The organism is Streptomyces sp. UW30 (assembly GCF_008042075.1).
Lineage (GTDB): Bacteria > Actinomycetota > Actinomycetes > Streptomycetales > Streptomycetaceae > Streptomyces.
Window position 1 is genome coordinate 13890 of sequence record NZ_RDBN01000017.1, and the last position, 4063, is coordinate 17952.

Annotated in this window: 4 protein-coding genes; all 4 read left to right on the plus strand. The window is 72.2% G+C overall.

The window, feature by feature from the left end:
* Window positions 1-636, plus strand: a 636-nt coding sequence (locus EAO75_RS09300) for an EboA domain-containing protein (RefSeq protein ID WP_261989217.1), incomplete at its 5' end; no start/stop codon positions are given.
* A 2-nt stretch (window positions 637-638) separates the two neighbouring features.
* Window positions 639-1499, plus strand: a complete 861-nt coding sequence (locus EAO75_RS09305) for a TatD family hydrolase (RefSeq protein ID WP_147994585.1) — start codon at window positions 639-641, stop codon at window positions 1497-1499.
* A 7-nt stretch (window positions 1500-1506) separates the two neighbouring features.
* The gene (gene eboE / locus EAO75_RS09310) at window positions 1507-2664 is read left to right on the plus strand and encodes a metabolite traffic protein EboE (RefSeq protein ID WP_147994586.1); all 1158 of its coding nucleotides are present in this window, start codon (window positions 1507-1509) and stop codon (window positions 2662-2664) included.
* Window positions 2661-4049, plus strand: a complete 1389-nt coding sequence (locus EAO75_RS09315; RefSeq protein ID WP_147994587.1) for an alkaline phosphatase family protein — start codon at window positions 2661-2663, stop codon at window positions 4047-4049. Before eboE ends, EAO75_RS09315 begins: the two co-directional genes overlap by 4 nt.
* Window positions 4050-4063: the final 14 nt, after the last annotated feature.

Below are 4063 nucleotides of genomic sequence, written 5' to 3' on the forward strand. Positions count from 1 at the left end.
GACCCCCGCCCCGCCCTGGCCGCCGTACTCGACGGCACGGCTCGCACCTGGCTCGACCGCAGCGCCGCCGAGGTCGCCGCCGAACCCGCCGCCGTGCGGCGTCTGTTCCCCGCTGCCCGAAGGCGCTGCGGGCGCGGCCGCCTCACCGACCACTGGAGCGTCGACGAGGCCGCCCGCGCCGTCCTGCTCACCGCACTGCCCCTGCGCGGCCAGGCCCTCGCCGACGAGGTCACCCGCCTCCATCGGCATGGCGACCCTGCCGAACAACGTGCGGTCCTTCGGACCCTGCCGCTTCTCGACCTCGGCGACCTCGCTCTCCCTCTCGTACGGGAGACCCTGCGCGGCAACGACACCACCCTGATCGAGGCCGCCCTCGGCGCGTACGCCGCCGCGCACCTCCCGGACGCGGAGTACCGCCAGGCCGTACTGAAGTGCGTCTTCTGCGAGATCCCGCTGGAGCACGTGGCGGGACTCGACGCCCGGGCGGACCGCGAACTGGCCCGGATGCTCGCCGACTTCGCCCACGAGCGGATCGTCGCCGGACGGGACGTACCCGAGGACATCCGGCCCGTCGTCCAGGCCTTTCCGGACGTCATCGGCGAGGAACTCCAGCACGTCCTCAAGGAAGAGAGCTGACCGTGCGCATCTTCGACCCCCACATCCACATGACCTCCCGGACCACCGACGACTACGAGGCGATGTACGCCGCCGGGGTGCGCGCCGTCGTGGAGCCCGCCTTCTGGCTGGGCCAGCCCCGCACCTCGCCGGAGAGCTTCTACGACTACTTCGACGCGCTGCTCGGCTGGGAGCCGTACCGCGCCGCGCAGTTCGGCATCCAGCACTTCTGCACGATCGCGCTCAACCCGAAGGAGGCGAACGACCCGCGCTGCCTCCCGGTCCTCGACGAACTGGACCGCTACCTCGCCAAGGACCGGGTCGTCGCCGTCGGCGAGATCGGCTACGACTCGATGACGCCGCAGGAGGACGAGGCGCTCGCCCGTCAGCTCCAGCTCGCCGTCGAGCACGAGCTGCCCGCCCTCGTGCACACCCCGCACCGCGACAAGGCCGCCGGCACCCGGCGGACCCTGGACGTCGTACGGGAGTCGGGCATCGCCCCCGAGCTCGTCGTCCTCGACCACCTCAACGAGCTCACCGTCGGCATGGTCCTCGACAGCGGCTGCTGGGCCGGGTTCTCGATCTACCCGAAGACCAAGATGAGCGAGGACCGGATGGTCGAGATCCTCAAGGAGCACGGGACGCAGCGCGTGCTCGTCAACTCCGCTGCCGACTGGGGGCGTTCGGACCCGCTGAAGACGCGGAGGACCGCCGACGCCATGCTTGCCGCCGGGTTCGACGAGGAGGACGTGGACAAGGTGCTGTGGCGCAACCCCGTCGCCTTCTACGGACAGAGCGGGCGGCTGGAGCTGGAGGAGCCGGGGCCGGGGCCGGACGAGGCGGCCACCTTCCAGGGCAACTCCATACGCCGCGGGGGAGCGTGAGGACCGCATGCGCTTCGTGCATCCGGACGGTACGACCGTCCACCTCGGCTACTGCAGCAACGTCCACCAGGCCGAGGACCTGCAAGGTGTGATCGCCCAGCTCGCGGAGCACGACGAGCCCGTGCGCGAGCGCCTCGGCACCGGACGGCTCGGCATCGGACTGTGGCTGGCACGCGGTGTCGTCACCGAACTCGCCGATGACGAAGGCGCGTTGGGGCGGCTGAGGGGCGAGCTGCGGGCACGCGGACTGGAGACCGTCACCCTCAACGCCTTCCCGTACGCCGGCTTCCATCGCGAGGTCGTCAAGAAGGACGTGTACCTGCCCGACTGGGCCGACGAGGCCCGGCTGAGGTACACCCTGGACTGCGCCCGCGTCCTCGCCGCGCTCCTGCCGGACGACGTCGACCACGGCAGCGTCTCCACCCTGCCCCTCGCATGGCGCACCCCGTGGACCCGCGCCTGCGCCGAGGAGGCCCGGCACGCCCTGGACCGGCTGGCCACGGGGCTCGCCGCGCTGGAATCGTGGACGGGCCGCCGTGTCCGCGTCGGCTTCGAACCGGAGCCGGGGTGTGTCGTCGAGACCACCACCCAGGCGGTACGTGAGCTGGGCGGACTGGACCCCGACCGGCTCGGGATCTGCCTCGACGCCTGCCATCTCGCCGTCCAGTTCGAGGACCCGGCCCACGCGCTGCGCCGGCTCACGGAGGCCGGCATGCCCGTCGTCAAACTCCAGGCGTCCTGCGCCGTGGAGGCCGCCCGACCGGCCGACCCCGCCGCCCGCGCGGCCCTGCACCGGCTCGCCGAACCCCGGTTCCTGCACCAGACCCGCACCGTGACCGACGGCGACGTCCTCGGCGTGGACGACCTCCCCGACGCCCTCGACGGCGGCCTTCCCGACGCCGACGGCCCGTGGCGCGTCCACTTCCACGCCCCGCTGCACACCCAGCCCGAACCCCCGCTGCGTACGACCTCCGCCCAGCTCGACCAGGTCCTCGCCGGGCTGCTGGGCGGCGCCTCGGCCGCCTGCGACCACATCGAGGTCGAGACCTACACCTGGTCAGTCCTGCCCGAACCGCCCGCCGACCTGCCCGGTGGCATCGCCGCCGAACTCGCCTGGGCCCGGACCCGGTTGACCGGCCTCGGCCTCAAGGAGGACCCCTCATGAACCGCGTGGTCGTACTCGACATCGTCGGCCTGACCCCGAAACTCCTCCAGCACATGCCGGCCGTCGCCGCCCTCGGCGAACGCGGCTTCCAGGCCCGGCTCGACACCGTGCTCCCCGCCGTGACCTGCACCGTCCAGTCGACCCTCCTCACCGGCGAACCGCCGTCCACGCACGGCGCCGTCGGTAACGGCTGGTACTTCCGCGACCTCGGCGAAGTCATGCTGTGGCGCCAGCACAACGCCCTCGTCGGCGGCGAGAAGATCTGGGAGACGGCCCGCAGGGCCGACCCCGACTACAAGGTCGCCAACATCTGCTGGTGGTACGCGATGGGCGCCGACGTCGACTGGACGGTCACCCCGCGCCCCGTCTACTACTCCGACGGTCGCAAGGAACCCGACTGCTACACTTGGCCGCCCTCCCTGCACGACGAACTCACCGACCGGCTCGGCCCGTTCCCCCTGTTCACCTACTGGGGCCCCAACGCGGGCATGCCCTCCACCCAGTGGATCCTGGGCGCCGCCCGCCAGATCTTCGACGAGCACCACCCCGACCTCACGCTCGTCTACATCCCGCAGATGGACTACGAGCCCCAGCGCTCCGGCCCGGACTCGGACGCGACCGTCCGGGCGGCCCGCCGACTCGACGACGCCCTGCGCCCGTTGATCGACCACTTCCTGCGCGCGGGCGCGACCGTCGTGGCGCTCAGCGAGTACGGCATCACGCCCGCCTCCCGCCCCGTAGACATCAACCGCGCCCTGCGCCGGGCAGGGCTGCTGGAGGTGTACACGCAGGACGGCATGGAGTACCTCGACCCGTGGACGTCCCGCGCCTTCGCGGTCGCCGACCACCAGGTCGCCCACGTGTACGTCCGTGACCCCGCCGACATCGAGTCGGTCGCGAAGCTCGTCGCCGAACTGGACGGCGTGGAGCGCGTGCTGGACGCCGACGGCAAGGCGGCGCACGGACTGGACCACGAGCGCTCCGGCGAACTCGTCGCCCTCGCCGACCCCGACGCCTGGTTCACGTACTACTACTGGCTCGACGACGAGCGCGCCCCCGACTTCGCCCGCCAAGTCGAGATCCACCGCAAGCCCGGCTACGACCCCGCCGAGCTCCTCTACGACGAGACGGTCCCCGCGGTGAAGCTGCGCGCCGTCGGCCAGGTCGCCCGCAAGAAGCTGGGCTTCCGCTACCGCCTGAAGACCGTCCCGCTGAACCCGTCCGGCGTACGCGGCAGCCACGGCCGCCTGCCCGCCGACCCCGCCGACGGCCCCGTACTGCTGTGCTCGCAGCCGGACCGGGCGCGGGAGGCTTACGCGGCCACGGAGGTCAAGTCCCTGCTGCTGGGCCTCGCGGGCCTGCACACGGAAGGAACGCAGCGATGACGACCCACCCGGCC

Bases quoted from the DNA above. Each gene is read 5' to 3' on its own strand.
- EAO75_RS09315 (WP_147994587.1), top strand. From the start codon at position 2,661: ATGAACCGCGTGGTCGTACTCGACATCGTCGGCCTGACCCCGAAACTC.
- eboE (WP_147994586.1), top strand. From the start codon at position 1,507: ATGCGCTTCGTGCATCCGGACGGTACGACCGTCCACCTCGGCTACTGC.